The organism is Lactobacillus sp. WILCCON 0059, from assembly GCF_057197985.1.
Window position 1 is genome coordinate 1,632,397 of record NZ_JBUBHN010000001.1, and the last position, 22,813, is coordinate 1,655,209.

The 22,813-nt window shown below is 51.0% G+C and carries 23 protein-coding genes; 6 read left to right on the forward strand and 17 right to left on the reverse strand.

Going from position 1 to position 22,813, the window contains the following annotated elements:
- Positions 1 to 5: 5 nt before the first annotated feature.
- Positions 6 to 1,490, reverse strand: a complete 1,485-nt coding sequence (locus tag ACYVUT_RS07630; protein WP_484500512.1) for an FAD-dependent oxidoreductase — start codon at positions 1,488 to 1,490, stop codon at positions 6 to 8.
- Positions 1,491 to 1,627: 137 nt separating this feature from the next.
- Between ACYVUT_RS07630 and ACYVUT_RS07635 the strand changes: the two genes are divergently transcribed.
- Complete coding sequence (locus ACYVUT_RS07635) at positions 1,628 to 2,527, forward strand: helix-turn-helix domain-containing protein (protein WP_484500513.1); 900 nt, start codon at positions 1,628 to 1,630, stop codon at positions 2,525 to 2,527.
- 51 nt (positions 2,528 to 2,578) lie between these two features.
- Here ACYVUT_RS07635 and ACYVUT_RS07640 read toward each other — a convergent pair whose 3' ends face one another.
- From ACYVUT_RS07640 to ACYVUT_RS07690, 11 genes are all read right to left on the reverse strand, one after another.
- On the reverse strand, positions 2,579 to 3,403 hold the full coding sequence (locus ACYVUT_RS07640) for an undecaprenyl-diphosphate phosphatase (RefSeq protein ID WP_484500514.1): 825 nt from the start codon (positions 3,401 to 3,403) through the stop codon (positions 2,579 to 2,581).
- Between the two features lie 20 nt (positions 3,404 to 3,423).
- On the reverse strand, positions 3,424 to 5,214 hold the full coding sequence (locus ACYVUT_RS07645; protein WP_484501787.1) for a hypothetical protein: 1,791 nt from the start codon (positions 5,212 to 5,214) through the stop codon (positions 3,424 to 3,426).
- Positions 5,215 to 5,218: 4 nt separating this feature from the next.
- Positions 5,219 to 5,836: a VTT domain-containing protein gene (locus ACYVUT_RS07650; protein ID WP_439775125.1), complete on the reverse strand. Its 618-nt coding sequence runs from the start codon at positions 5,834 to 5,836 to the stop codon at positions 5,219 to 5,221.
- A 179-nt stretch (positions 5,837 to 6,015) separates the two neighbouring features.
- The gene (locus tag ACYVUT_RS07655) at positions 6,016 to 7,338 is read right to left on the reverse strand and encodes a sensor histidine kinase (protein WP_484501788.1); all 1,323 of its coding nucleotides are present in this window, start codon (positions 7,336 to 7,338) and stop codon (positions 6,016 to 6,018) included.
- A 4-nt stretch (positions 7,339 to 7,342) separates the two neighbouring features.
- Complete coding sequence (locus ACYVUT_RS07660; protein WP_439775127.1) at positions 7,343 to 8,017, reverse strand: response regulator transcription factor; 675 nt, start codon at positions 8,015 to 8,017, stop codon at positions 7,343 to 7,345.
- Positions 8,018 to 8,064: 47 nt separating this feature from the next.
- Positions 8,065 to 9,384, reverse strand: coding sequence for a UDP-N-acetylmuramate--L-alanine ligase (gene murC / locus ACYVUT_RS07665; RefSeq protein WP_439775128.1), 1,320 nt, complete (start codon positions 9,382 to 9,384; stop codon positions 8,065 to 8,067).
- A 118-nt stretch (positions 9,385 to 9,502) separates the two neighbouring features.
- Positions 9,503 to 10,150: a YtpR family tRNA-binding protein gene (gene ytpR / locus ACYVUT_RS07670; protein ID WP_484500519.1), complete on the reverse strand. Its 648-nt coding sequence runs from the start codon at positions 10,148 to 10,150 to the stop codon at positions 9,503 to 9,505.
- 22 nt (positions 10,151 to 10,172) lie between these two features.
- A complete protein-coding gene (locus ACYVUT_RS07675; protein WP_484500521.1) occupies positions 10,173 to 10,493 on the reverse strand; it encodes a thioredoxin family protein in 321 nt (106 codons plus the stop codon).
- A 78-nt stretch (positions 10,494 to 10,571) separates the two neighbouring features.
- On the reverse strand, positions 10,572 to 11,228 hold the full coding sequence (gene trmB / locus ACYVUT_RS07680) for a tRNA (guanosine(46)-N7)-methyltransferase TrmB (protein ID WP_484500522.1): 657 nt from the start codon (positions 11,226 to 11,228) through the stop codon (positions 10,572 to 10,574).
- A gap of 81 nt (positions 11,229 to 11,309) precedes the next feature.
- Complete coding sequence (locus ACYVUT_RS07685) at positions 11,310 to 12,533, reverse strand: ABC transporter permease (protein ID WP_484500523.1); 1,224 nt, start codon at positions 12,531 to 12,533, stop codon at positions 11,310 to 11,312.
- On the reverse strand, positions 12,526 to 13,266 hold the full coding sequence (locus ACYVUT_RS07690) for an ABC transporter ATP-binding protein (RefSeq protein WP_484500899.1): 741 nt from the start codon (positions 13,264 to 13,266) through the stop codon (positions 12,526 to 12,528). Before ACYVUT_RS07690 ends, ACYVUT_RS07685 begins: the two co-directional genes overlap by 8 nt.
- A gap of 103 nt (positions 13,267 to 13,369) precedes the next feature.
- Here ACYVUT_RS07690 and ACYVUT_RS07695 point away from each other — a divergent pair, with 103 nt between their 5' ends.
- Positions 13,370 to 13,807, forward strand: coding sequence for an HIT family protein (locus tag ACYVUT_RS07695; protein WP_300616976.1), 438 nt, complete (start codon positions 13,370 to 13,372; stop codon positions 13,805 to 13,807).
- 16 nt (positions 13,808 to 13,823) lie between these two features.
- On the forward strand, positions 13,824 to 14,174 hold the full coding sequence (locus ACYVUT_RS07700; RefSeq protein WP_484500525.1) for a YtxH domain-containing protein: 351 nt from the start codon (positions 13,824 to 13,826) through the stop codon (positions 14,172 to 14,174).
- 73 nt (positions 14,175 to 14,247) lie between these two features.
- Here ACYVUT_RS07700 and ACYVUT_RS07705 read toward each other — a convergent pair whose 3' ends face one another.
- Positions 14,248 to 15,177 carry a dihydroorotate dehydrogenase gene (locus ACYVUT_RS07705; RefSeq protein ID WP_484500527.1) on the reverse strand — a complete coding sequence of 310 codons (930 nt, stop codon included), beginning with the start codon at positions 15,175 to 15,177 and terminating at the stop codon, positions 14,248 to 14,250.
- A gap of 272 nt (positions 15,178 to 15,449) precedes the next feature.
- Here ACYVUT_RS07705 and pyrF point away from each other — a divergent pair, with 272 nt between their 5' ends.
- The 3 genes from pyrF to ACYVUT_RS07720 all read left to right on the forward strand — a co-directional run bounded on the left by pyrF (position 15,450) and on the right by ACYVUT_RS07720 (position 17,835).
- Positions 15,450 to 16,172, forward strand: coding sequence for an orotidine-5'-phosphate decarboxylase (gene pyrF, locus ACYVUT_RS07710; RefSeq protein ID WP_279189185.1), 723 nt, complete (start codon positions 15,450 to 15,452; stop codon positions 16,170 to 16,172).
- A complete protein-coding gene (pyrE, locus tag ACYVUT_RS07715; RefSeq protein WP_439775831.1) occupies positions 16,162 to 16,785 on the forward strand; it encodes an orotate phosphoribosyltransferase in 624 nt (207 codons plus the stop codon). Before pyrF ends, pyrE begins: the two co-directional genes overlap by 11 nt.
- Before the next feature lie 126 nt (positions 16,786 to 16,911).
- Positions 16,912 to 17,835: a peptidylprolyl isomerase PrsA gene (locus tag ACYVUT_RS07720; protein WP_439775832.1), complete on the forward strand. Its 924-nt coding sequence runs from the start codon at positions 16,912 to 16,914 to the stop codon at positions 17,833 to 17,835.
- A gap of 71 nt (positions 17,836 to 17,906) precedes the next feature.
- On the opposite strand, the gene ACYVUT_RS07725 is transcribed toward ACYVUT_RS07720, so the two are convergent.
- The 4 genes from ACYVUT_RS07725 to ACYVUT_RS07740 form a co-directional block, all read right to left on the reverse strand.
- Positions 17,907 to 18,992: a prephenate dehydrogenase gene (locus tag ACYVUT_RS07725; protein ID WP_484500528.1), complete on the reverse strand. Its 1,086-nt coding sequence runs from the start codon at positions 18,990 to 18,992 to the stop codon at positions 17,907 to 17,909.
- 43 nt (positions 18,993 to 19,035) lie between these two features.
- Positions 19,036 to 20,325, reverse strand: coding sequence for a 3-phosphoshikimate 1-carboxyvinyltransferase (aroA, locus tag ACYVUT_RS07730; RefSeq protein WP_484500530.1), 1,290 nt, complete (start codon positions 20,323 to 20,325; stop codon positions 19,036 to 19,038).
- Positions 20,326 to 20,371: 46 nt separating this feature from the next.
- A complete protein-coding gene (locus ACYVUT_RS07735) occupies positions 20,372 to 20,710 on the reverse strand; it encodes a hypothetical protein (protein ID WP_484498976.1) in 339 nt (112 codons plus the stop codon).
- Positions 20,711 to 21,037: 327 nt separating this feature from the next.
- Positions 21,038 to 22,744 (reverse strand): RNA-guided endonuclease TnpB family protein, encoded by a 1,707-nt coding sequence (locus ACYVUT_RS07740; protein ID WP_484500531.1) that lies wholly within the window; start codon positions 22,742 to 22,744, stop codon positions 21,038 to 21,040.
- Between the last annotated feature and the right edge of the window lie 69 nt (positions 22,745 to 22,813).

Sequence of the window (22,813 nt, forward strand, 5' to 3'; positions counted from 1 at the left end):
CCTGTCTATTTCTTTAAGTCTTCTGCCGCGGCTAAACCTGCCAGGCGGCCGGAAGTCCAGGCAAAGCCAGAAGCCAGCCCTTCATAAGCCGGATAGCTCTGCCCTTCATAGTAGCCGCCCGCGTTGGCACCGCCGGCGTACAGGCCCTTGATTGGCTTGAAGTCAGCGTCCAAAACCCGCAGGTGGTCATCAACTCTGACCCCGCCAACTGTCCCCAGGTAGGCTGCCTGGGCCTTAAAGGCATAAAATGGCCCTTCTTCAACGCTGTAGACCAGACTTTCCTTGCCCTTGGCAAAGGCCTTGTCATCTTGGTCCTTAATTGCCTGATTGTAGTCAGCTACAGCCTTGGATAAATTATCTTCGTCAAAACCAGCCTTTTCTGCCAAGTCGCTGAGGCTTTCGCCCTTAAAGGCCGTTTCGTTAGCTACAGCTTCTTCTGCCAGCTCAATAAAGTCGCCAGGCTTGTCAGTTGCCCCAGGACCTGCCTTAGACACAGTCAGCTTGGTGCCCTTGGTGTATTCGTTCAAAGTCTTGGTGTCAACGATGATATAGTACATCCCGCCGACGTTGTAAGCAGCGTTGGCCCACAAAACCGTATCGTAAACCGTGTTTTCATCGGTAAAGCGGAGGCCGTTTGGATCAACCCACATCAAAGGAGTGAGAAGCAGCCGGGTCAAAGGATTGTCTGAAAAGCCGGCCAGGTGCTTCTTGGAAGTGTTCTGGGTTACCTTGGACTTGGCCAGTTGTGAAGCGTGGATCAGAGCATGAGAGTCAATGTTGACGGCGCCGGCCTTTTCCAAAGCCGTCATCCCTTCGCCCATGTTTGGCACGCCCAGGCCCCGCATCCGGTCGGTGTGCATGAGCTTGGCTACCCGGTCCTTGTCGCCGCCAAAGCCGCCAGTGGCCACAACGACTGCTTTTGCATGAACGATTACTTCTTCACCATTTTCGTCAACTGCCGTCAAGCCGCAGATTTCCCCTGCTTCATTTTTCAGCAAGTCCTGCATGGTCGTCCCAAAGAGAAATTCCACGCCTTTTTCTTCAACTGACTTCTGTACTCTGTCCCAGGATTCCGGCTTGTTTTGGTACATGTGGTAAGAACCGCCGGCATATGGATTGTCCAGGTGGGCAAACTGGGTGGTCTGGCTGGTCGGGTTCAGCTTGATCTCCATACCGAGGCTCTCAATTTCTTCCAGAGTCGGCTTGGCGTTTTCCACGATCCGCCGGGTCAGTGGCCCGTTGTTCAAGTAGTGGTTGTACTCGTTTAATTGCCGGATGGCTTCTTCCGTTGACAGCTTCAAACCAGCTTCCCGTTGCTCCTTGGTGTCAATGGCGAAAAAGCCGCTGGAGATCTTGGTGTTGCCGCCTGCCTGGGCCTGCTTTTCAACAACCATTGTCTTAAGCCCCTGGCTTGCACCCGCGTCAGCTGCCGCCATCCCGGTACCGCCACAACCTGCTACGACCAAATCAACCGTGTATTCTTTGCTCATCTTAGTTTCCTGCCTTTCAAAATATTGCTTTTCTTCTTGATTTCTTTTTCATCATACTTGGAAAGGTGTTACAATTTAAGCGCTTAAGTTATCCTAAAATTTGTGCTTAAATATCTTTATTGTGAAAGGACTTAGCTATGCTGAACGTAAAGCGCCTGACTGGCGAACAAGACTTGACCACGACTACTTCCCCCTATGCTAGAAAAAGCAGCCATACATTTCATATTGACCTCCTGGAATGCTTGACTGATGCCGTATTGTCTGCCGATAAGCGCCTCTTCTCTTTAAAAAAATTCGACATCATCGTCGCCACTGGTTTCAAAGAAGTCCACTTGTCTCCTTTAGCTGAAAATAGCAAAGCTGGTACTTCTGCCTCCTTCCGCCTCCTCCAAATTGATTTGGCCTACCCGGACCCTCTTAACCAGTACTTAGTTGCCGATAACGCCTTGATCCATGACTTAATGAATGACAAGTCCGGCAAATATGCCTACATCGTTTTTCAAAATCTGACTGATGGGATGACCACTGGCTATATCAATTTGCTTGAGCTTCTGGCAAAAAGAGACAAAGACGAATACGATGACTTCCAAGTCCAGCGCCTGGCCGGCCTGCTTTTGACTGAACTGCTCCACCAGCACCGGCAGAAGATCTCCAAGAGCAGGTCAAATTTTCCAAGAAAAAATGTGCGCCACGCTAACCGTGACGCACAATCTGGCGCTATTATGACTTACCTGACCCAGCAGAATGGCCAGGTCTCTTTAAAAGAAGCGGCCCAGTACTTCGGCTACCAGGCGAATTACTTTTCCCGCCTCTGCCGCAAGCTCTTTGCTATGGACTTCGTCCACCTGCGCCGCAATATCCGGATCAACCTGGCTGAAGACCAGCTCCGCTTAACCAACAAGAAGCTGGAAGAAATCGCTTCTGAACTCGGCTACCAGGACTTGTCCAGCTTTTCCAAGGCCTTTGCCGAATCCACTGGCATCACCCCAGGCAAATACCGGAAAAAATACACACTTAATCAAATATACAACAGCTAACACTTAATACATAATACTAAAACACTTGATATACACGATAGGCTTAATACACTACATAAAGAAGCCGCAAAGAATTACAACCAGACCTAAGATGATCCGGTACCAGCCAAAAGGCTTGAAGTCGTGGGTCTGCACGTACTTCAGCAAAAACTTGATTGCCAAATAGGCAACGACGAAGGATACGATCATCCCCGTCAAAAGGATGGCCAGCTGGCTGCCGGCAAGGATACCCCCGGCCTTAAAGAACTTGACCAGCTTCAACAAGGATGCCCCAAACATGGTTGGAATGGCCAAAAAGAAGGAAAATTCAGTCGCCACGTAGCGGCTGGCGCCCAGCAGCATGGCCCCTAAAATCGTGGCCCATGATCTTGAGGTGCCGGGAATCAGAGACAAAACCTGGAAGCAGCCGATCAAGAAGGCAAAGTGCCAGCTCAAGTCACTCAGCTTCGTTACCGTCGGCTGCCGCTTGGCATAAAAGTTTTCTAAAATGATGAAAAGTATCCCGTAAATGATCAGGGTGGCGGAAATTACCTGCCAGCTGGTCATGTTTTTGTCCAGCCAGTCATTCAGCGGCAGGCCAATAACCACCGCCGGCAAAACCGCCAGAATCACTTTAAACCAGAGCAGCCAGGTCGCCCGCTTTTCCGGGCCGGACTTACTTCTGGCAAAAGGATTCAATTTGTTGAAATAAAGGACCACCACGCTCATGATGGCGCCCAGTTGGATGACCACCATGAACATGTTGACAAAGCTGGTCGGTTGGCCCAGCTTGATGACATAATCTGCCAAATACAGGTGGCCGGTTGAAGAGATGGGCAAAAATTCGCTCAGCCCTTCGATAATACCTAAAATTACCGCTTTAAAAATATCTAGCATTTATTCACTACTCTTTCCTTCTAAATTTCCAATTCCTTGTTGACCAGGCCCTGCAGCCTTTTGCCCAGCCAATTGCCTAGCAGATATAAGGCTGCCAGCAAGTCAGCCAGAAGCGACAGGCATAAGCCCGCCTGCAGCCAAAATGGTATTTCTATGGCCAGGCTGGCCGTGTTCTTTCCCTTCCAACTCATAATAGTCGCCAGACCCCCGGCCCCTGGCTTCACCTTGACCTGCTGGCCGTTTACGGTCAGCTTCGACTGCCGGTACAGAACCAGGGGCAGGCGGATTTCTCCGTCTTTACTACTGGTCCAGTTGAGCTGAACCGTCTGCCCGGCAGTCTTTTTCGTAAAGAAATGCTGGCCAAGAACTGCTTGTCTGTAAGCCGCTTCAACCTGCTTAAAGTCCCCCCCGCCAGCCGGCAAATAATCCGGCACAGTCTTGCGGGCTTTTTGTAAAAACAGACCTGGGTCCATTTTTTTAGCAGCTTGCCCGGCCAGAAGCCGGTCATCCTTGTCATTGTCACTGCCCATACTGGTCGTCTTGGACCGGGCAACGCCAGGCATGTAGCCTCTGACCGCGTTGGTATAGATCTGATTTCTTAAATAACGCAAGTCAAAGAATAAGAGCAGGGATAAGGCTACGGCAAGGACGGCTCCCAGCTGCAAGTCCAAATGCCGGTCTTCCAGCTGCTTGATCGTCAAGACCGCCCCCAAAAGCAGGAAGGCATAGGCCAAACTGGCCAGGCGGGCCGGGAACTGCAAGTAGCTGGCCAAAAATGGCAGGGCCTGGCCGATTTTATCCCAAGGAGCCAAAGCTGAGCTCAAATACAAAAGCCCAGCCCCGGACAGGGTGAAGATCCGGTTCAAGCGGCCGGTAAATGTCCGGTCGAAGGCTAGAAGCAGGCAGGCCAAAATCTGCAAGGCAAAGAAGATAAACATGAGCTGGCTGAGCTGGTCTCTGGTGCTTGAATTAAGGACCAGGCCGGTCAGCTTGCTCGTTGTCTTCTGCGACAAACGCAAGGCATTGCCTGTCAGCGACATTTTTCCTGGAGCAAGCAGCTGGTTTGTCAAGCCGAAATAGACCAAGGGCAGCCAGTAGTTCATGGTCAAAAGAAGGCAGATTCCTGCCGCCTTGATCAGCTTGATCCAGGCCAGCTTGCCCTCTTTCGCCAGTCTGTAGACAGCTGCTGGCAGCAGGGCAGCCGAAAAAAGCAAAGCCGTCAGCATATGGCTCTCTAAACTGATAAAGAGCAGGATCACCAGCCGCTTGACCGGGAATTCTTGCTTTAAATCCAATAGGTCAATGATGGCAATCATGAGCCAGGGCGCCAATAGCGCCGTTATGGCGGAAAAATTGCTCCCCATCTCCCAGCGGGCCAGCCAGCCCACAGTCAGGTAGACGGCCCCGCTCCACAGGGCGGCCAGGCGGTTGCCCCCTACCCGCCGGCCTGCCCGGCACATGCCCAGGCAGGCAAAGAAGTAGACCAAAAAGCTGGTCAAGAGCTGGAATCTGTACCAGCTGCCTGCCGCTAGCAAGATCAAGCCCAGCAGGTAGGCGAAGAGGGGGCCGTAAAAGGCATTGACTATCCGGCCACTTTGGTGAAAGCCGTAGACAGACATGAACCAAGAATAGTTGCCCGTTTTTATCTGCTGGCTAGCCTCATAAATCCGGTTGAAGTGAAAGATGCTGTCAGAGCCAATGATCAGCTGGCCCGCCCTAACTTGGGCGGTGACCAGGTAAGCTGCTAAAGCAGCAGCGATTAAGACGATAGCCAGCTCCTTCAGCCATTTTTCCATTTGCTTGTTGATCATTGCTTTATTTTTTTCTGCTTTGACTTGCCAGCTGCTTTTTGGCAAAAGTCCAGACAACCGGCAGGAAGGAAATCACGATGATGGCCAGCATGATGATGGAGAAGTGCTGACGGACAAAGCTGACGCTGCCCAGCCAGTAGCCGGCTAAAGTCATGCAGAGTACCCAGCAAAAGCCCCCGATGATGTTGAACATGAGAAAGACTTCCCGCTTCATCTGGCTGATCCCGGCAGTAAAAGGAATCAAAGTCCGGATGATCGGCACGAATCTCCCAATAGTCACGGCGCTAGGGCCGTACTTAGCGAAGAAGTCGTGGCTTTCCTGCAGGTGCTTTTCCTTCACGAAGCGCTTGAAGAAGTCTGATTTCAGCCAGCTTTGCCCAAAAAGGCGGCCGCTGGAGAAGTTGACCCAGTCACCAGCAATTACGGCGGCGATGAACAGAGCAAGGGCCGGAAGCGGGTTGGCAAACTGGCTGGCCAGGAAGGCACCCGACAAGAAAAGCAGGGAGTCACCTGGCAGGAAAGGCATGATTACCAGACCGGTTTCGATAAACAGCAGGCCGGCAACGATGAAGTAGCTCCACATCCCAGTCTGGGCGAGCATGTTGTTGATCAAAGCAGTCATATTTTTTACCTCCGTTTGTTTGTTTAGCATGCTTTAATCTTAGACAAATCCCTTCCTGCCTTATACAGACTTTTCATGAAGCAATTCTGACGTTTTTTCAGAAAAGAAATAAAAAGGCCTAACGGCGCCATTTCTGGCAGGCCGTCAGGCTTTTTTACCCCCGAAAAAGTCGGGATTTTTTATTTTTTGATCGTCAAACTGAAGATGCTCCCATGCGGCTGGTTGTCGGCCAAGGCCAAAGTCCCGCCCAGCAAGGCGGCCATCTTCCGGGCAATAGCCAATCCCAGGCCCGTTCCTTGGATCTGCCCCCGGACCTCGTCACTTCTGTAGAAGTAGTCAAAGACGTGCTCCTTGTCCTTGGCGCTGATCCCCGGCCCTTGGTCGGCCACGCTGATCGTCACCCTGCCCTCTTTTTCTTCAGCATTAACCAGAACCAGGCTGGAAGCTGGCGAATACTTGCCGGCATTGGTCAACAGGTTCAAGACAATTTCAAGCAGGCAGTCCCGGTCACTGGTCAAAACAAGCTCATCCGGGCAGTCCAGCTGGACCGGCTGGGCCAATTGGGCGCTTCTTAAAGCAGACTGCAGGGTTTCTTTTAAGTTGAAGGTCTTTTTCTCCAGCTGCCGGTGGTCAGTCCGGGCCAAAATCAAGAGTTCATCGACCATCTTCTGCATATGCTTGGATTCGTCATCAATAAAGGCCACGGCTTCTGGGATCACCTCCGGGTAGGCCTCCCCCCGCCTTTTGATCAGCTGGGCATTGCTGCGGATGGCCGCGATCGGGGTCCGCAATTCATGGGCCGCGTTGTTGACAAAGTTCTTTTCCTGCTCATTTTGGTCATAAAGCTGGTCCAAGAGCTCATTGAAGCTGACGGCCAGCTCAGTGATTTCCGTTGGCTTATTTGGCACCGGCAACTGCCCCCGGCCAGAATCGGCCGCCTTTTTGGCAGCCAGGTTCAAGACCAGCAGGGGCTGGGTCAGTTTGTCGGACAAAAAGACCGCGAACAAGACGCTGATGGCCACAACAATGACCCAGACAAGCAGGATCGCTAAAAGGACATTCTTCACCACCTGCTTTTGCTGGTGCAAATCCACCCAGACCTGGTAGTAAATTCCCCGGGCGTGACCAGAAGCATAGGCGTAGAGAGCATCCCCCTTATAATAGATCCCGCTAAAAACCGGCAGGGGCTGAAGGGTCTTAGTCAGCTGCTTGGCATTGGCTGAATAGTAATTTTTCCGCTTGGCATCAGACCGGCGGTTTTCCACGTGCACATAAGTCTGGCTGCTGCTCAAGCCATTGTTGACCTGCCAGTTTTTCCAGTCCTGGTCGTCGTCGATCACCGCCCCCTTCAAGCGGCGAACGATGGTCCTGGTATTGGCGCTGCTGTTAGCCAGTTCCTGCTGAACCACAGCCAGCATGGTCAAGAGGCCAAAAAGAAAGGTCAAGATGGTCGTCAAAGCCAGAAGGTTTCTGAGCAGGATGGCTGAATTACTGTTTTTCATATGATCACTTCAACATATAACCCACGCCCCGGACGGTGTGGAGGAGTTTTTCTGAAAAATTCTGGTCAATCTTCTTCCTAAGCAGGCGGACATAGACATCGACCGTGTTGGGCTGGCCTGCAAAGTCTGCCCCCCAGACCGCGTCCAAGAGCTCGTCTCTGGTTAAAACCTGGCCAGCTTGCCGCATGAACTCGCTCAGCAAAAGAAATTCCCGCTGGGTCAGCTGGATGATCTGCCCCTCTCTGATGACTTCCCGGCTCTTCAAGTTGAGGGTGAGGCCCTTTAAAGAATATTCTTCCTGGCCGCCCGACTGGCTCCGGCGCAAGACTGCCTCCATCCGGGCCAGGAGCTCTTCAATGTCAAATGGCTTAGTCACGTAGTCATCTGCCCCGCTCTTTAAACCAGACACCTTGTCGCCGGCGTAGTCCCGGGCCGTCAGCATGATCACCGGGACCTCGCTGATCCGGCGGATCCGGCGCAAGACGCCCAGGCCATCCAATTTCGGCAGCATCCAGTCCAAAATGACCAGGTTGATCTCAGCCTGGAATTTTTCAAACTCCGCGACTGCCTGCTCCCCGTCCCCGGCCAAGAGGACTTGGTAGCCTTCAAACTGGAATTCTTTTTGCAAGCTCTGGGCCAGACCCGGCTCATCTTCTACCAGCAAAATCGTTTCAGTCATCGCTGTCTCCTTCAAAAAAGCAGCCCCCTAAAGGACTGCTTGCTCAATTACTTTTCCAGCATTTCTTCAAATGCTACTTCGTATTTAGGAATGTCGCCGGCACCCATGAAGACGATGCAGTCGCCCTTGTAGGCCAAAAGATCCTTCAAGTTGTCAAAGTCGATGACTTCAGCACCTGGAATCTGGCTGGTGATGTCTTCACTCTTGATGTCGCCAGCCTTTTCTCTGGCTGATCCATAGATTGGCGTCAAGAAGGCCTTGTCGACCCCCTTCAGAATTTCCACGTATTCTTCTTCGAATTCCTTGGTTCTGGAGTAAGTGTGCGGCTGGAAGATGGTAACCAGCTTCCGGTCCGGGAACTTCTGCCGGGCAGCTTGAATCGTAGCCCGCAGTTCAGTTGGGTGGTGGGCGTAGTCATCGATAACCACCGTGTCACCGAAGTCCTTTTCGCTGAAGCGGCGCTTGGCCCCGGTGTACTTGACCAGGCCCTTTCTGACTACATCAAGGTCGATGCCTTCAGTAAAAGCAATAGCGATAACGGCAGTAGCGTTCATCACATTGTGATCGCCGAAAAGGTGGATGGTGAATTCGCCCAAGTCTTTCCCGTGAGCCCGGACATGGAACTTGGCCCCTTCAGTGGTCTTGACCACGTCAAAGGCCTGGAAGTCGTCACTGTCCTTCAAGCCGTAAGTGTACTTCTTGGCCGTCTTTGGCTGGATCTTCTGCAGGCGTTCGTCATCGCCCCAGACAAAAAGCCCCTTCTTGGTCTGGTCAGCCGCCGTCTGGAAGGCTGAGGCATAGTCATCTCTGTCCTTGAAGTAGTCCGGGTGGTCAAAGTCGACATTGGTCATGATCTGGTAGTCTGGGTGATATGCCAAAAAGTGCCGCCGGTATTCGTCAGCTTCGTAGACGAAGAAGCGGGAGTCCTTGACCCCCTTGCCCATCCCGTCACCGATCAAAAAGGAAGTCGGAGCGGCTTCACCCAAAACCGTTGCCAAAAGGCCGGTGGTTGAAGTCTTGCCGTGTGAGCCAGCTACGCCGATGCTGGTGTACTGCTGAACGATTTCTTCAACCGTGTCCGGGTAGCTTTGCCACTTAACGCCCTTTTCCTCGCAGGCGGCAACTTCGATGTTGTCGCTCTTGAAGGCGTTGCCCTTGACGATCACCTGGCCGCTTTCCTTGATGTTGTCCTTAGAGAAAGAAGCAACTTCAATCCCAGCGGCTTCCAGCGGATCCTGGGTGAAGGTGTACTTGTCGATGTCGCTGCCGGCAACCTTGTAGCCCAAGTCGTGCAAAATCAAGGCCAAGGAAGCCATCCCGGTCCCCTTGATCCCAATAAACCAAATTTGTTTAGTCTTGTCTAACATTTTTTCGCTCCATTTGTTTCAAACGTTCGACCCTTATTTTATCATTATTAGGCTAAGAAAAAAGAGCTCCGGGCCATAATCAGCCTAAAGCTCTTTGTTTTTTGCCGTTTTTTAACAATTACAGGGTGATGACGCCGCTGGCCAGCAGTTCGTCACACTTGGTCGGTTCAAATTCGTCACCGATCTTGAAGCTGTCTGGGACAACCATGATCCCCCGCTTTTGCGGAGCGTGGGCCAGGCCCAGTTCTCTGGCTGAGCAGATCATCCCGTCTGATTCAACCCCGCGCAAGGCGCCTGGCCAAATCTGGGCCCCAGTTGGCATCAAAGTGCCTGGCAGAGCCACAACGACCTTTTGCCCTTGGGCAATGTTTGGCGCACCGCAGACGATTTGGTGGTCTTGACCGTCGCCAACGTCGATCTGCGTTACGTGCAAGTGGTCAGAGTCCGGGTGAGCAGCGCATTCCTTAACGTAGCCGTAAACCAAAGTTGGCTTTGAAACAGTCAGCTTGTCGGAAAAGCCAACGCTGGCCAGCTTTTCGTTTAAAGCAGCCACTTGGTCTTCATCCAGCTTGACTTCGCCGTTTGGCAGCTTGTCGTAGTCCAGTACCTGGTCAACGTTAAAGAAGTTGAAGCCGGTCAATTCGCCCTTGCCGTCCGTAACCCGGGTCACGTCGGCCTTTTCTTCGAAATTGCTTTCGCCATCGCCTTGCGCCAAGATGACGATCAAAGTGTTGGGATAGCTTACTTTGTTAATACTAGTGATCATTTGATCTCAAGTCCCCTCTTATCTAGTCAAGCGACCGCAAAAATGCTTCTACTTCCTGCTTGGTCTTGCGGTCTCCATTAACTAGTCTACCAATTTCTTGCCCATCTTGGTAGACAACAAATGAAGGAATTCCCATAATGTTCATTTCCTTGCACAAGTCGATAGAACCATCGCGGTCAATCTTGATGAACTTGCTGTCGGCGAAGTCAGCTTCAATACTTGGCATGGCTGGTTCCAAAAAGCGGCAGTCTGAGCACCAGTCTGCGGAGAATTCGACAACGGTCCGCCCGCTCTTGACTAAGTCAGCCAGCTTTGCTTGGTCAACTACTTTATATTCTTCCATGTTTGCCTCCTGCTTACTTTTAATAAGAGAATCGTTTACTAGCTATTTTAACCGATTTTCCCGGAAAAGGGAAATTTTCTACTTGGCCAGAAAGCCCGCGTGCAGGCAGTAGATCGGCTGCCCCTTGCTGGCAAATTTGTGCTCATATTCAGTTTCCACGTTCTTTTCCACGATTTCTTCTTTTTCGTGGTGGAGGTCAACTGACACGAAGTCAAAGTGCATCCCGTAATTGTTCATGCTCTTGACGCTGTAGGCAAAAAGGCCGGAGTTGTCGGTCTTGAATTCAATCACCCCGTCACTTGTCAAGACTGCCTGGTACTTGGCCAAAAAGTCCTTGTAGGTCAAGCGGCGCTTTTCATGCCGGCTCTTTGGCCAGGGATCGCTGAAGTTGAGGTAGATCTTGCTGGTGGAATTTTCCCCGAAGTAGGCCACCAGGTTGGCCGCGTCGGCGCAGAGGATCTGCAGGTTGTCTAAACCTTCATCCAGCTTCTTTTTCAAGATGATGCCAGCTGCCGTCTTCTGGATTTCCATGGCCACGAAGTTGCGGTCAGGGTGCTGCTTGGCCAAAGTGGTAATAAACTGCCCCTTGCCTGAGCCAACTTCGATTTCAATTGGCTTATCGCTCCCAAAGCGGGCTGCCCAGTTGATCTTTTCCGCTGGATCCGGCCGGTCCAAGGCGCTTTCCGGATGCTCTTCTACCAGTTCGTTTGCCCAAGGCTTGTTCTTTAAACGCATGTCTTTCTCTCTGTTCTTTCTAATCTTTTGTTTTATCTATTTCTTATTTTACCGTTTGCTTTAACTTTTTTCTCTTCTGCCCTATTTTCTCCGCTTCTTGTTCTTATAGCGGGATTTTTTCGCCAGTTGCTGGGTCTTATACGGCAGGTAGATTTTTGCCAAAAGGCCGCACCAGACTAAAAGCAAAAGGCTCCAGGCAAATTGGCCCGGCATAATGGCCAGCCAGAAAATTATAATCAGCCCCGTCTGCAATAGCAAGGCCCAGGCTAAGACCCGGCTGAGTTCCTGCCCCCGGTCTTTCTGGGCAATCGGGTAGACCCGGTACATGATGTTCTGGTCATATTTTTGCCCTAAAGGCAAAAGCTGCCAGACGGTCAGATACATGACCAGGGAGGACAGAAGCAGTGACCAGACCGGATCCTGGATCATGACTGTCAATAAAAGGGCAAAGGCCGTCATCCGGGCTAAAAGGTTCAAGTATTCCGGGTCCCGCAAAAGACTCCGCCGGTACAAGAAGCTGTTTGGGCTTTCCTTGCCAAAAGGCGGCAGTAAAAAGTCCAAGTACTTGCGCCGCTTGATGTTGACCTGTCTTTCCTTGACGTCGGTAAACATGGCAAAGCCAGCGTAAACCGCCTCTTTCCGTCTTGCTTCATAGTCAATGGCGTACTGCCAATCAAAGGCGGAATTTTTCCAGGCCCGCAAGGCTAAGACGGAAATAATAGCAGCAGCCAAAAGCAGGTACAAGGCATTTGGCAGGAAATACAAATTCGCCAAAAGCAAGGCTAAAAGGACTAGCCTAATCAGCCAAGATACCTGCTTGACCTTATGGTCAAAAGTCAGGCTGCGGCTGACTGCCCCCTGCTCAAAGGCCTTGGTGAAAAAGAGGGCCAAGACCAAGCTAAAGTAGTTCAGATTGCTGAGGCCCATTTTTAAACTGGCAAAGGGATACATGATCCCGCCGGCTAAGGCTAAAAGCAGGGCCGGCAGGACCAAACTGTAGCGGCGCATGGGAGCTAGATATTCGCCCAGCCGGTCGTCAGTAGCCAGCAAGAATTGCCGGTCAGCGGCCTCTAAAAGGGTCACCAGTTTGCCCGGCAAGTAGGCCAGCCAGAGCAAGGCGGATAATACCAGGGGATAATACCAGGCCTTGACTGGCAGAACCTTCATCACCTGGGCATACCAGAACATGACTGCCCCAAAGATGAAGATCAGAGCCAGGACAAAGAAATCATTGAAAACCAGGGCCAAATACTTGGCTGACTGCTGGAAGTTACTTTGCAGTCTTTTCTTAGCTAACTCACGCATTTTTCTGCTCCTGGTACAAGAGCTGGTAGAGCTTGTCAAAGGAGTCGCTGGCCTTTAAGCCATAGTGGTCCCTAATTTCATCCAGGCTGCCGGTGAACTCGATCGTGCCCTGGTTTAAGATCGCGTAGGTCTTGATGGCCTGCTGGGCATCGGCTAACACGTGGGTGGTCATCAGAATTTCCTTGCCGGACTCTTGCGCCTCTTTGATGAGGCCGATGAAGTTGGCTACAGCCAAGGGGTCAAGGCCGGTAAATGGCTCATCGATCACTAAAAGCTGGGCGTCAGTCAAAAAGGCGGCCACGATCATGACTTTTTGCTGCATCCCTTTTGAAAAGTGGACCGGCAGCCAGTCCAATTTATCTTCCAGGCGGAACATGGTCAAGAGTTCTTTAGCTTTGTCCCAGGCCTTATCCGGATCCAGCTGGTAGGCCAGGATGGTCAGTTCCAGGTGCTCCTTCAAGGTCAGTTCCGGGTAGATGACTGGCGTTTCAGGGATGTAGGCTACCAGCTTTTTGAATTCAGCTGGCTTTTCAGCCAGGTTGATCCCGTTTAAAGTGATTTTGCCGGCTTGCGGCCGCAGAAGCCCCAGCAGGTGCTTGATGGTGGTAGACTTGCCGGCCCCGTTCAAGCCAATAAGGCCGATCGCTTCACCGGAAGCGATGGTCAAATTGACGTCTTTGATTACCGGGATGCCGCTGTAGCCCCCGGTCAAATGCGATATTTCTAGAGTCATATTTTCCCTATCTTTCTTCATGTTTTTATCTGCCTCTTATGATAGCATGGAGACATAGAGAAACTGAAAAAATAACTCATTAAAATTGATCAGAGGTAACACAATGACTAAGGCTGAATTAATTGACGACTGTTTATTCTGTAAGATTATCCGCGGCGAAATTCCCAGCTACACCGTTTTTGAAAATGACGACGTGAAGGCCTTTTTGGACATTTCCCAGGTCAACGAAGGCCACGTGTTGATGGTGCCGAAGAAGCACTTGACCAACTTCTTTGACTACAGCGCTGAAGACGCCAGCCGCTTTTTGCAATACGTGCCGGAAATCGCCAAGGCCATCAAGGCCTCTGATCCGCGGATCCAGGCCATGAACATCACCAGCAACAACGGTGAAATTGCCGGGCAAGTGGTCATGCACTCACATATCCACTTCATCCCCCGCTGGGAAGGCGACGGCATCAAGTTCTTCACCAGAAACAATGCCGACCAATACGACGAAAAGAAGTACCAGGAAGTCTGCGACCGGATCAAGGCCCAGTTTTAACTGAGGGGGTAGAAAAATGCGGAATTTCAAGCACTTTGGCCTGGGCTTTTTGCTCGGTGCAGCAGCAGGGGCAGTCTTTGCCTTCTTGCCAGATGAGAACGGCAAAAGCACCAGGGACTATCTCAAAGAAGACGCGGAAGACTTCAAGGAAGGCCACAAGGAGCTGCAAGACGGCCTCTCCCGGGCCCAGGAAGCCGGCAGCCGCTTAGCCAGTGAACTGCCAGCAGCTGAGCAGATGGTCAGCGACCTCAATACCGACGTCGACCGCTTCAAGCAGGAAGCTGACGAGGAAATCGCCCGCCTGCAGGCCAAGATTGACAAACTAAGCAGCGAGCTCAACCAGGACCTGAACGAGAGCGAAAATTAATCAGAACATGATAAAAGTGTTGAATGATTACTCTGAAGTAATTACTCAACACTTTTTTTGGCTCTAAAATATTCTATTGTTTATTTGACTGCCACTGGCCAACCAGGCTGGCAACGTCACTTGCGCCCATGTCGGCCAAAACTGCTGGCAGGCCGTCAATCACGTGCTTGATGGCCAATTTGTCATGGAAGGCCATGCTGCCGATCTGGACAGCGCTGGCCCCAGCCAAGATGAATTCAGCCGCGTCTTCCGGGCTGTTGATCCCGCCGACCCCGATAATTGGCAGATTGGTTGCCTGCTTGACCTGGGCCACCATACGGACAGCTACTGGCTTAACTGCTTGACCAGACAAGCCGCCAAAGTCATTGCCTAAAACCGGCCGCCGGGTCTTTAAATCAAGGTGCAGACCCAGCAAGGTGTTGATCAAGGTCAAACCGTCAGCCCCGCCTCTTTCCGCTGCCTGGGCAATTTCCACAATGCTGGTAACGTTTGGCGTCAATTTCACGTATACCGGCAGGTCCACTTTTTCCTTGACCAGACGGGTGATCTTCTCCACCATTTCCGGCACGATGCCAAAAGTCATCCCGCCTTCAGACACGTTCGGGCAGGACAAATTGAGCTCTAGGGCATCCGGCTTGGCCTCGGCCAGGATTTCAGCAACTTCCACGTAGTCTTCCACGCTTTCCCCGCCCACACTGGCCAAGATCGGCAGGTCCGGGTGCTTTTCTCTTAAAGCCGGGATCTTTTCACTAGCCACGACTTCAGCGCCTGGGTTGGTCAAGCCTACGGCATTCATGACCCCGTCACTCAGCAAGGCAATCTGCGGCTGCGGGTTGCCGGCCCGGGCGTGGCGGGTAGCAGTCTTTAAAACAATCGCCCCCATCTCGTCCCAGTCGAAATTCTCTGGCAAGTCGCCAAAGGCAAAGGTCCCACTCGCCGGCATTACCGGATTCTTCAGCTTCAAGCCTGGCAGTTCAACAGCCAAATTAACTTCTGCGGTCATTTTTCCTCCCGTGTGACTTCATGTGACTTCTTTAACTTTTCAATTCGCCAAAATTATCCTACAAAAAAATAAAAAAGGCAAGCTAGCCTGGCCCTTGATTTTTAAGAAAGTTCGTGATAGTCTTTTGTTAACTGAGCTTTAATTGGTACAGAGAGACCACAAGCAGCACAATCTTTTTGGTATGCACGCATTCTGCCCGCCTGGGGTCTCTGTAGACTCTGGCGGGCTTTTCTTATGCGGTCATACGCGCTTTGTAAATTTAAGGAGTCGCAATGAACAAACCGTTATTTATCGCTTTGGACTATGATGATCAGGAGAAAATGTGGCTGTTCCTCAACCAGCTGAAAGACAAGCAGGGCCTGCACGTCAAGCTGGGAATGGAAATGTTCTACCAGTACGGGCCGGAAATCGTCCGTGATCTGTCCGCCAAGGGCTACCAGATCTTCCTTGACCTCAAGCTGCACGACATTCCCAACACCGTCAAGCGGACGGCTCACCAGCTGGCTGCTTTAGGCGTCTACTGCACGACTGTCCACGCCTTGGGCGGCAAGCAGATGATCCAGGCCGCTAAAGAAGGCTTGATCGAAGGCACCCCGGCCGGCAAGCCGGTTCCAAAGCTTTTGGCCGTGACTGAACTGACTTCCATCTCTGAAGAAGTCTTGAAGAATGAACAGCACTGCTCACTCAGCCTGGCTGACGAAGTAAAGAGCCTGGCCCACCAGGCCCAGGAAGCCGGGGCTGACGGGATCATCTGCTCACCACTGGAAGTCAAGGCGATGAAGAGCGAATTCAGCGACGACTTCATGTTCGTCACTCCGGGCATTCGGCCAAAGAGCTACCAAAAAGACGACCAGGCCCGGGTGGCCACCCCGGCCCAGGCTAGAGAAAACGGGTCAACCGCTATCGTTGTCGGCCGGCCAATCACCCAGGCCGCTGACCCGCAAAAAGCATATGAAGAGATTTTAAAGGATTGGAGCAAGAACGATGCAAAATAACGAAATTATCCGCCAGCTGATCGACAAGAAGATTGTGACTATTTCTCCAGACAAGGACTTTGTCTACGCCAGCGGGATGCACTCCCCGATCTACACTGACCTGCGGCAGACCATTTCCTTCCCGGAACTGCGGCAAGCAATCGCTGAAAACCTGGCAGCCTTGATCAAGAAGGAATTCCCGGAAGTTACGGTCATCGGCGGTGTCGCTACTGCCGGCATCCCGCACGCAGCCTGGGTTGCTCAAGTCTTGAACCTGCCAATGGTTTACGTCCGCTCCAAGCCAAAGGACCACGGCCAGGGCCGGCAAATCGAAGGCCGCCTGTCCATGGACGACCACATCGTTTTGATCGACGACCTCATTTCAACTGGCGGCAGCGTTTTATCTGCCGTTCAAGCAGTCAAGGACACCGGCGCTCACGTTGACGGGGTCAGCTCAATCTTCACCTACCTTTTGCCAGACGCTGACGAAAACTTCAAGAAGGCCGACACCAAGTTTGCCCCGCTTTTGAACTACCGGGAACTGATTGAACAGGAAATTGCCGAAACGGTCAGCGAAGAACAATATAAGGAATTGTTGGCTTGGCACCAGGATCCTTGGAACTGGAAGCGGTAAGAGCAGGTAAAGAAATTCCTAAGAAAGGCGGATTTTTTCATGAACTTTGCCTCCAGGAACTCTATAGCTGGAAAAATATGTTATATTAGTAACCAGTACGTATGAAGGATGTGGAGATTTAATTTTATGAAAAAGCATTTGAAGAAAATCGCCGTTTTGGCAGGTGCCGCAGCTATCGGTCTGTCCACTGCCGCTTGCTCAAGCAGCTCAGCTACTGTAGTTAACTACAAGGGTGGCAAGATCACTCAAGACGAATACTACGAAGCTATGAAGGACACTTCAGCCGGCCAATCAACTTTGGTCAGCCTGATCATCTACCGCACGCTGAAGGCCCAATACGGTGACAAGGTATCTTCAAAGAAGATCGACGCCGAATACAACAAGTACAAGAAGCAATACGGCTCAAGCTTCAGCACTGTTTTGAGCTACAGCGGCTTGACTACCAAGTCATTCAAGCAAAACCTGGCTACCAACTTGTACTCAGTTGCTGCTTTGAAGGACTTGAAGAAGCCAACCACCACGCAAGAAAAGAACTGGTGGAAGAGCTACCACACCAAGACCACTGTTCAGCACATCGTAGTTGCCAAGAAGTCAACTGCTGAAACTGTCATCAAGAAGCTGAAGAGCGGCACCAGCTTTGCTACTCTGGCTAAGAAGTACTCAACTGACACTGCTACCAAGAACAAGGCCGGCAAGCTGTCAGCCTTCGACTCAACTGACACCAGCTTGAGCAGCACTTTCAAGTCAGCTGTTTGGAAGCTTAAGGAAGGCGAATACACTACCACGCCAGTTAAGACTTCATCCGGCTACGAAGTCATCAAGGTTTTGAAGACCACTGAAAAGGGCTCATACACTAAGAACAAGAAGTTCATCGACAAGCAGCTCTACGCTAAGTGGGCAGCTGACTCCAACACTATGACCAAGATCATCAGCAAGGTTCTGAAGAAGGCCAACGTCAACATCAAGGACAAGGACCTCAAGGACAAGAACCTGCTGGCTAACTACCTTGGCACTTCATCATCATCTAGCTCATCATCAAGCTCAAACTAATGAGAGCTGACGATTAGATGATAAAAAAGACTCGATTCATTTGAATCGGGTCTTTTTTGTTTGCTTCGCTACTACTTTTTCAGCTCATAAGCGGCCAGGATTTCCTTGGCCTGCTGGCGGTCTGCCTCTCTGGCAAAGGTCAATTGCAGGACCCCGTCGATTTCTTCTCTGATTTCCAAAATCTGCAGGCTGACGATGCTGATGCCGGCTTCTGCCAGCAGGCGGGTCACATCGGCTAAAGCACCAACTTGGTCGGGAATATTGACGAAGAGGTCGTAGTGACCTGGCGCTGCCCCCACCTGGTCTGGCCCCAGCTTGTCCCGGCTGATTTTTGCCTTTTGGAAAAAGTCATAAAGGGCAGCCTTATCTCCTGCTGCAATTTCCCTGACCACTTCCTTGAGCTCAGCTTGAAATTCAGCCAGCTGCTTTAAGATGTCCTCTGAATTGTTCAAAAGAATCTGGCTCCACATGGTCGGATCTGATGAAGCGATTCTGGTGATGGACTTAAAGCCCCCGGCAGCCAGCCTGGTCCCCAACGGCTGGCCAGCAAAAGTCTCTTCAGTCTGGTTGACCAGACCGGCAGCGATGATGTGCGGCAGGTGGCTGATTTGCGCCACAATCTTGTCATGTTCTTCTGCCGTCAGCTGCAGCCATTTCACTCTAGTGGCTTTAAGCAGGTCTTCTAATTCAAGCAGCCTCTTTTCTGCTGCTTGACTTGCAGGAATCAAGAAGTAAAAAGCATTCTCAAAGAGCAAGGCCCGACCTGCCCAAGCCCCAGTCTTGTGCGACCCGGCCATGGGGTGGCCGGCAATAAAGTCGATTCCTTTTTGGCTTAAAGCCTGTGCTTGGTCGACAATTGCCTGCTTGACTGAGCCGACGTCAGTTACCAGGACTCCCTTTTTCAGCTCCATCTGGCTCAATTGCCTGATATCGGCCTTTATGGCGTCAACCGGGCCGGCCAAAATGATGTAGTCCGCCCCTTCTGCCCCTGCTAAGCCTGGCAGCATCTGATCGGCCAATTGCTGGCTTAAGGCGTATTCCTGGGTTTTAGGATCGGGGTCAGAGGCCAAAATCCGGTAGTCTGGATGCCCCTCTCTGATTGCCCGGGCCAGGGAGCTGCCAATCAGTCCCAGGCCCTTGATAAACACTGTCGTCATTGCTTTTTTCCTTCTGTTTTAGCTTTTGCTTGATGCCTATTGCTTACCTAACCAGCTTCTCCAAGTCACTGAAAAAGCCCGGGTAAGACACGGAGATGCTGTCTTCATTAGCCAGACGAAGAGCTTTGTCGCTCTTTAATGCTGCGATGGCTGCCATCATCCCCAGCCGGTGGTCTCCGTGGCTGTCCAAGGTAGCATCTTTGACCTGCCAGTTTTTCCGGCCCTTGATGATCATCCCATCCGGCAGTTCAGTGATTTCCACGCCCAGTTTGCCCAATTCCTGGCTTACCGTCTTGATCCGGTCAGTCTCCTTGACTCTGAGCTCCTCTGCTCCCCGGATCTCGCTAGTTCCGTCAGCGCATGCCGCCAGGAGCGCCACCAGGGGCAGTTCATCGATGACAGCCGGAATATCTTCCGCCGTCAGCTTGACTGGAACCAGCTGGCTGGTCTCAATCGTTAGATTACCCAATTCTTCTCCCTTGCTTGGCACTTGTTCGATGGCAATTTTTGCCCCCATCTGCTCTAAGACCTTGACGATCCCCGTTCTGGTCGGGTTGAGGTTGACGCGGGTTAAAGTAACTTTTGAATTTGGCACGATGGCCCCGGCCGTCAGCCAAAAAGCGGCTGAAGACATGTCGCCGGGCACTTCTACTTCCTGGCCTGTCAATTCTTGGCCGGGCTTGACATGAATGGTTAAATTATCGGGATCAGTCGCAATATCCGCCCCAAACTGTCGCAACATGATCTCAGTGTGATTTCTGGTCGGCAGCTTTTCGATAATAGTTGACGGGCTATCTGCTGCCAGGGCCGCAAAGATGGCCGCGCTTTTGACTTGGGCGCTGGCAACTTCCAGCTGGATTTCTGCGCCATGCAGCTTCTGCCCCTTGACCGTGGCCGGCAAGGTCCCGGCCGGACTCAAGGCAATCTCTGCCCCGAACTTAGCCAAGGGCTGGCTGACCCGCTTCATCGGCCGCTTGCTTAAAGAGGCATCCCCGATCAATTGGCTGGCAAAAAAGCTGCCGGCCAAAATCCCCATTAAAAGGCGAGTCGTCGTGCCGGAATTGCCCATATCTAAAGCTTTATTCGCTGGCTTGAGCCCCCTTAAGCCTTGCCCGTAAACGACTAGTTTTTCCCCTTCCCGGTCAATTCTTACCCCCAGGTCTCGGAAGGCCTTGACTGTGGTCAAGCAGTCCTGGCCGGGCAAAAAGTGCTTGATCCTTGTCTCACCTTTGGCTAACGCTCCCAGCATCACGGCCCGGTGGGAAATGCTTTTGTCGCCAGGAACGGTTAACTGGCCAGAGAGGCCATTTGGGGCCATCGCTAATTCTTTCATGCTTTGTTCTTTCTGTTTTCTGTCTTTTTATTTTTGCTAAATTTTACTACTTAATCTGGTAGACGCACCAGACCATGGGAATTTCGATCCGGGCGAGGACTTTTTCAAAAGGCCGCAGGGTCACGTTCTGCTCATTGGTCAAAACGTACTGCCCCCGCCGGCGGTATTCCTGGTAGGCCAGGTACTTGCTGGGACAGGTCACGACTTCCGCGTCCGGCACGTACTGGAGCAGCAGCTTGGCCACGGCGGCATGGGTAAAGGCCAAGTGGTTGTGGACATAGGAATTTTCCAGAAGCAGCATGGGGTTCAAGTTCATGACAAAGGCTTCTTTTAAACCCAGCTGCTTTTGGTAGAGGTAGTGCATGTCCCCCGAATTCAAAAACATATCCATTAATATTCAAGTGAACACTAATGAACATATTCTTGTCCTCTAGCTTCAGCTAGAGGATTTTTTTAGGCTTTTTCACAGGGAAATGCCTTGTGCGCTCAGTTGTATGTACCTCCACTAAAGTTTCCCTTAGCTTCTGATACTTTTATCATACGCACAGTCAAAGAGTTCGCCATATTTTGCTTAACAAAGCCCGAAGACTCAGTCTCACAAAACGGGCAGGAATATATCCTAAGTTTCCCTAGTGCCGAGGCTCTAGGGCAGCGCCCAGTCCATGACTTGAAGCAGGGACGAACCCACGCTTGTGACGCTTTGATTGATAGACTATGCCATCACCAACTGTTTGTTTGCGTAACGGTCTTCAAGAATCAACTTAACATTCTTGTATGGCATGTATTTCGTTATTTCTTTGTCATCCGCTCTTTGCAAAATATTTACCGCTGCGGCTGTATTTGCGTTCATTTCTCCACAATTTGGACAGACAGCCATTTCATGATGTGCGCCTTTTCTTTCACTGAAATGTGCACCACATCTTGGACAGAACTGAGACGTATATGCTGGATTAACGTCAATGGTTTGAATTCCCAGACTGCCGCATAAATACTCGATACGTTTATCCAGTCTTCCTTTAGTCCATGACGATAACTTCCGTCTCACTTTTGCTTCATAGCGGTTTGATGCTTTAGGCAATTTCTCTTTAGTAAAAGTCAGATCTTCCTTGACAAGAACATCTGGGTCTTCTGCCACAAGCATCTGTCTAATGCTTGTGTTCATCACCCGCTCCATGTTGCGCTTCTTTCTTTCATGTTGGCGGTGGTAGAGCTTGCTGCCAAGATGGTGTTCTTCAAGACGGGCAATTTGGCGCTCAAGACTTCCAATGCGGTGTTTGATACGTTTCTTTGTCTTAGCTGAATAATCCTTGGCTAACTTTTCCTGCAAAGCAGACTTTTCTTCTCTTAATTCCTTGGCTAACTGGATGTATTCATTGCGATTTGTATTGCGGTCATTGCACCGCTCAACTTCAGCGCCTACCAGCTTGCTGAAATCTGCTCCATATTCTTGATCACTGCTGCATGAGATGAGAGTTGCCAATCCTTTATCCATACCCAGTTTCTTCCGTGGCTTGCGGATCTCATGAGCAACAGCTTTAATAGCACGATGAACTTCCAGCCGCTTCTTGTCTCGATCAAGAATGAGCTGGATATCGCCACGTTTCTTCTTATTGGCATAGCAGTATGGTCCTGTCAGCTTAAACTGCTTTTTCTTTCTGCATTTTGCCGTCATGATTTCTAGGTAGCTTGAGCCATCTTTTTCAACAACTCTCCACATCATTTCGTCACAGAGCATGCATCGTGCTTCTGTTGAATGAGGGTAGGGTTTATGTTTTCTGGTGAGACGTCTGATATATCCAAAACAGTGCCGAAGCTGCTTCTCGGATAAAGCGGCTCTTAGTGCAGGATACTGGCTCATTTCTTCATTTGGCTGTGCTTCATTCTCACGTCTCTGCAGAACGAGCTGCCAGTAATACGGAGAAGTGAAGACGTAATTGAGATAATGGCGCTCAGCATTAGCCAGTGCATCGTTAGCTTGAACCATCCTTTTCAGTTTCAAGCCAAGATTTGACCACATGGAATTGAGATTCATGCACACATCTTTAACCGCTTCTGTTACATGCCGGCCCTGAATTCCAAACTGCTCGCTCAGAAGCTTTTGCTTTGAGAGTCTGACCGTTCTTGAATCGGGAGATTTCAATCCTTGAGCTTTATTCTTCTTATAGGCCTTTTTCCAGTCTTTGACCGCTTTGCGGGCTTTCTTGATTTCACCGTCATGCTCGCGGATTTTATCTCTAGGGCCATACCAGTTAGCAACATCAGTCATGTGATTGATGCCGCACAACTGTGAATAAAGGAAGTCTCTGCATTTGCCGTAAGCAGTGAACAGCTCATCCAATTCTTTTAGTTCGTCACCAGTTAACTTTACAGTATAAGCTCTGACTGTCTTAGTTTGGGTTCTTCTCTTTTTTCTGGTCATTTTTGGAAGCGACTTTCTTTTTACGATCTTATGTTCGCGTCTAGCCGTATTATATCACAACAGCTCGTC